The sequence below is a fragment of the Protofrankia symbiont of Coriaria myrtifolia genome (genome assembly GCF_900634755.1).
GTDB classification, from domain to species: Bacteria; Actinomycetota; Actinomycetes; order Frankiales; family Frankiaceae; genus Protofrankia; species Protofrankia coriariae.
On sequence record NZ_CAAAFS010000349.1, the window covers coordinates 1 to 5,351 of the forward strand.

Genomic DNA, 5,351 nt, shown 5'->3' on the forward strand with positions numbered 1-5,351 from the left:
GCCCCGGCCCCCATCGCGCTGGCGACCGCGCCGCGGCCGTACTGGGAATGCCTGCGGGCCGGCCGCTGCCGCTCGCTGTAGATCATCCTGTCGACCAGAACGTAACGAACGGAAACAGCGACCGCCAGCGTCACGAACGTGGCCACCGGAACGCTTGTGTGCCACCGGTCGACAAACAGCCCGAGCAGCGGCAGCCGGATGACGAGGTCAAGGTTGTTCAGCACCGCGAAAGGCAGGTACCGACGGGCCCTGGACTGGTTTCCGCGCTCCCAGACCAGCAGGTCGCAGCCGATGAAGTTCCAGAGGATGGCGAGCTGTGTGGCGAGCACGGCGGCTGCCATGTAATGCATTCCGGCATGGTGCAGGAGAGCGGTCCCGGCAATGTTGGGCAACGTTCCGGAGACGCCCACCAGGGCGAATCTCGCCGCCCTCGGCACCCGCAGCGAGAACAGCCGCCGGGCGAACCGGACGCCCTCCGACACCGACGCGTTCGACTCGCCGGCGTGCCGTTCACCGAAGACGTAGCCGACCTCGACGACACGCAGCCGGCCGGTCCGCACCAGCAGCTCGAGCAGGATCTTGTAGCCGTCCGGGCGGAGCCGGTCCAGATCCAGCGCGGCGACCCGAACGAGGAAGAAGCCGCTCATCACGTCCGAGACGCCACGCAGCCGCAGCGGGAAGACGAGCTGGGACAGCAGGTTCGCGCTGGAGGACACCAGCCGGCGCGCTCCGTTGGCGAGCCCCGAGGCGCTTCCCCCGGTGACGTACCGGCTGCCGACGACGACGTCGACATCGCCGCTGACGGCCGCGGCAAGCAGTTCGGGAACGACCTCGGGCGGATGCTGGAGGTCGCCGTCGAGGACGACGGCATAGTCGGCACGGCACAGCCGGATGCCTTCGGTGACGGCTCCCCCGAGGCCACCCGTCCGGTAGGGCGCGGGCCGGTGATGGACCCGGATCCGCATCCGGACGGAACGACGGAGCCCCATGGCGATCTCAGGCGTGTCGTCGTCCGAGTCGTCCACGAAGATGACCTCGCTGGGCAGGCCGGCCAGCGCGGCGTCGAGGCGGCGCAGCAGCGGCTCGATGTTCGCTGCCTCGTTCCGGGTCGGCACCACGACCGAGACGACCATCTGCTCGTCCGGCCGGTAACCGGGAAAGGATGTGGTGGACGTGGTCGAAAGCACCGCCGAGGAAGCTCGCGGCCGTGGCACCAGGTCTGCCAGGTAGGCATCGAAGACACGCTCGTCAGGCACACTCATCCGCTGATCTCCCCTGGTTCGCGGTGGCCGGCCACCGCGGCCGGCCACCGCGTACACGAGTTGCCGTGACCGGTGTTCCCGGTACGGCATATGAAATGTTGGCGCGGCTCTTTCCGACAGATTCCTGACAGATTCATGACAAATTCCTGACAAATTCCTGACAGCTGCTGTCCGGTCGGCCGCGGAGTGCGCGGTCCTATTTTTTCCACCCGCTCGGTGGCCGCCGGAAGTCCGGGCGGCCGAAGAACGTGCGATCGTGCTCTTTTTCGTGCTCGGGGTCCCGCCCGGATCTCCGGAAGGCCGATCCGGCTGGTCCGGGCGGCTCGGCGGCTCCGGGCGGTCCAGGCGGCTCGGCAGATCCGGGGCACCCGGAACGGCGGAGAACCGAGAATGACGCGATTATTGTTTTTCTCCCGGACCCGAGCTTTCCGCCGGCCGGAAGAATCCGCCGTGCGCACCGGTACGGAAGAAAACTGGTCACGCGGGCCCGGCCCACGTGGAAAGCATGCCGACTACCGCGGCTCGGAACACGGTGGGCCAGGCCCGCGGAACTTCAGCCCGTCGGTTCGGTCACGGCACGACGACGGCGAAACGAACTAGGAATACAACCCTCCGGATCCACTCCGGTGACGCAAATCGTGATCGGTGTGCAGCGAACGTACCAGGAGACGATCGAAACCTGGGGTGGCCGCCGATGTGACACGTGCGTATCGGACGGCTCCCAGCAGCGGCGAACGCGCTGCAAAAATCACCGGAACTACTCTCGGTTATTAGTCGACGTGCGGAAACTACCGACAGTAATCGGCCTTGTTTCTCATAATCACGCACCGATTACAAGCTATGAACCGTGCCACAACAGGCGCCATCAGGCCCGTCGTAGACGTTCGCCGTGCCTGTTCCGGACGTCCATCGGACTCGGCCGCCCTGGAACACCCGCGGGAAGAAGACACCACGCACGACGCCATACACAACGGTATGCGCAACGGTATGACGGATTTACGACAGCCTTGCCCAGTCCAGACCGTCCTCGAGGAACGCCGCCATCGGCTTGACCGGATCGACAAGCCAGCGCTCCGGCGGCGCGCCGAGCCGGCCGGCGCGCCGCGGCGAACCGGCCGGCTCGGGCAGGCCATGCCCGCTGGACAGGCCACGGTCGGCCAGCCAGGCGGCGAACTCCGGGGCCGGGCGCAGCCCGAAGAGGTCCCGCACCCCGATCGCGTCATCGATGCCCGTCACCCCCCGGCCGGCCACCTGGCCGGGCCCGGTCGCCTGCCTGGGCACGGGATGGCCGGGGGGTACGCCCGCCGCGTGGTTGCAGCCGGCGGCGGCCAGCAGCATCAGCAGATCGTCACCGGTGTTCCGGCCGTCGTCGGCCCGCCCGGCACAGAAGACGTCGCAGCCCATCGGCAGGCCCAGCAGTTTGCCGACAAAGTGATCCTCCAGCCCGGCCCGGATGACCTGTCGAGAGTCGGACAGATGGTCCACCCCGCCGAATCCGACCACGGAATTCACCAGAAAAGGATCGAAGGCGCGGGCAACCCCGTATGCCCGGGCGGAAATTGTGAGCTGGTCCAGACCGTGATGTGCCTCCAGCGGGAACGCGCTGCCCTGCCCGACCGCGAAATACGTCACCTGGTCGCCGACGAAGTCACCGGCCCGGTCACGGTGATGCTCGAGAACGGCCCGCCGGCCGGCGTCCAGCAGACCCAGGTCCACCCCGAAGGCCCGGTTCGCGCTTTCCGTCCCCCCGAGCCGGCTGAACAGCAGGTCGAGGGGCGCACCCGCCTCCATGGCGGCGAGTTGGGTGACGAGCCGCCCGAGAACGCAGGTCTGGGTCGGTACCTCGAGCTGCCTGACGAGCGAGCCGAGCCCACGCAGGGCCCGCTCCACCTGCGCGGCCGACTCCATCGACGTGTCCACCTCGAGCACGGCGTCGCCGCGGCCGGACATCAGGCCGTCCAACGCCGGCAGCAGGATACCTTCAAGATCGTCCAACGGATGGTTCAGGCGGACATGCACGCCGAACACACCGGTCTCACCCATGGTGCTTCGGCAACGGGTGACCGTCCGCAGCGGTTTCGCGGCAATGACCAGTTCCCTGTCACTCATGATTCTGGCGACCGCCGCGGCCACCTCCGGCGTTATTCCGCCGGCCAGCCCGGAATGCCACCGCACGGGAAAGTCCGGCCGCAGTACCAGATCGCGGAACTCACCGACGGTCAGGGACGACAGGGGGCCGAAGCACTCCGCGTCATGGACTCCGACGATCAGGTCGGTGACGGCATCGTCGATCAGCGGTGTCGCGACGATCTCCGACAACCGGACGTCGGCGAGCGCCTGCTTGGCCGCCAGCCGTTCGGCCGCCGAGTACGCCGCGAGGCCCGCCATCCGGTCGCCGGACTTCTCCTCACCCGCCCTGGCGAGCAGTTCCACCAGATCCGCGAACACGTACCGCTCACCATGCACGACCGAATGGAAACCCACGGTCCACCCTCTCTATGCCGGCCCCGGGTTGCGGCCACCACTCCCGGCTTCGGGAGCATCGCACGACCGCTGATGGTCGACGACGACTGCCGTACACCGAAGCGCTGACGGCCCGTGACATCAGCCCCGATCTTCGGCGTCACCGGCCTCGATCACAGCACTCAGCAGAGCATCGACGTCACTCGTCGTGGCAGCCGGGTTCAGCAGAGTCAGCTTGAGGTGGACCGAACGGTCCGCTCCGAACTCGGTGCGTCCCACGACGGCCCGGCCGGAGTCCAGCAGCCGTCGCCGCAACCGGGCGTTGATCCCGTCGGCGTCGACGCTACTGGCGGCGGGGCCGGCAGCAGCGCCACCGGCGGTGGCAGCTACTGGCAGATAGCGGAAGACGACCGTGCTCAGGGTCACCGGCGCGGCCAGCTCCAGACGCGGATGGGCACTGATCCGCGCGGCGGCGTGGCGGGCCAGGTCGTGGCAGGCGTCCACCAGCCGGCCGAGCCCGTGGCGTCCCAGCGCCCGGAGCGTCACAGCGATCTTGAAGGCGTCGGCGCGCCGACTGGTGCGCAGCGAGCGCCCGAGCAGGCTCAGATAGCCGGCCAGCGTGTCGTCGGCCGCGTTGAGGTAGGCGACCTCGTCCTCCAGCGCCACCCAGCCACCCGCGTCCCGGGTGAGCAGGACCCCGGCCGCTATCGGCTGCCAGCCCAGCTTGTGCAGGTCGAGGGCGACCGAGTCCGCCTCGGCGATCCCGTCGAGCAGGGGGGCGAGCCGGTCCGACAGCAGCGCCCCACCACCGTAGGCCGCGTCCACGTGCACCCAGGCGCCGTACGCGCGGGCCACCTCGGCCACCGCCCGCAGCGGGTCGATCGCGCCCACGTCGGTCGTGCCGGCGGTCGCGACGACCACCGGGACCAACCGCCGCCCGGCGCGGTCGGCGTCGCGCCAGGCGCGCGAGACCACGGCGTCCAGGGCGGACGGGTCGAGCCGGTGCGCGCCGTCGGTCGCGACCGGCACCACCGCGTCCGGATCCAGACCGAGCACCGCCGCGGCCCGTCCGATCGAGAAGTGCGCGGCGGACGAGCAGAACACCCGCACGGCCGGACGGCCCGGCACGCCGGTGGCCGCCGCGGACGCGCCCGACCCACCCGCGTCCGATGGAGCCGTACCCGATGGAAGCGGGCCCGACGGAGCCGTGCCCGGCGTGCGAAGGGTGTCGCGGGCCAGCATCAGCGCGGTGAGGTTGGACGCCGTGCCACCGGTGGTGATCGCGCCGGTGGCAACAGCGGGATCGAACCCGACCAGCCCGGCGAGCGCGGCGACGACCTCGGTCTCCAACACGGTGGCCGCGGGCGCCTGGTCCCACGAGTCCAGGGACGGGTTCAGCACCGAGACCACGAGGTCGGCGGCGACGGCAACGGCAAGCGGCGGACAGTGCAGGTGGGCCGCGCAGGCCGGATCGGCCGGATCGGCCGCCCCCCGCGCGAACATGCGGGTGAGCCCGGACAGAGCGGTGGGCGCTCCGACCCCCTCGGCGGGAAGCGTCCAGGGGGTCGGGGCGGGACGCTCCTGGGCCCCGGAGGCGGGCGAGGCATGATCGTGGCCGGCCCGACC

General features: G+C 70.0%; 3 protein-coding genes. All 3 read right to left on the reverse strand.

Features of this window, described 5'->3' with window-relative positions; translation table 11 throughout:
* Positions 1 to 1,262: glycosyltransferase (locus CM1CMNOD_RS20485; RefSeq protein ID WP_131774128.1), on the reverse strand; the 1,262-nt coding region annotated here is incomplete at its 3' end.
* Between the two features lie 996 nt (positions 1,263 to 2,258).
* On the reverse strand, positions 2,259 to 3,746 hold the full coding sequence (eutB, locus tag CM1CMNOD_RS20490) for an ethanolamine ammonia-lyase subunit EutB (RefSeq protein ID WP_013875503.1): 1,488 nt from the start codon (positions 3,744 to 3,746) through the stop codon (positions 2,259 to 2,261).
* A 120-nt stretch (positions 3,747 to 3,866) separates the two neighbouring features.
* The coding region (locus CM1CMNOD_RS20495) for a pyridoxal phosphate-dependent decarboxylase family protein (protein WP_131774129.1) at positions 3,867 to 5,351 on the reverse strand (1,485 nt) is incomplete at its 5' end.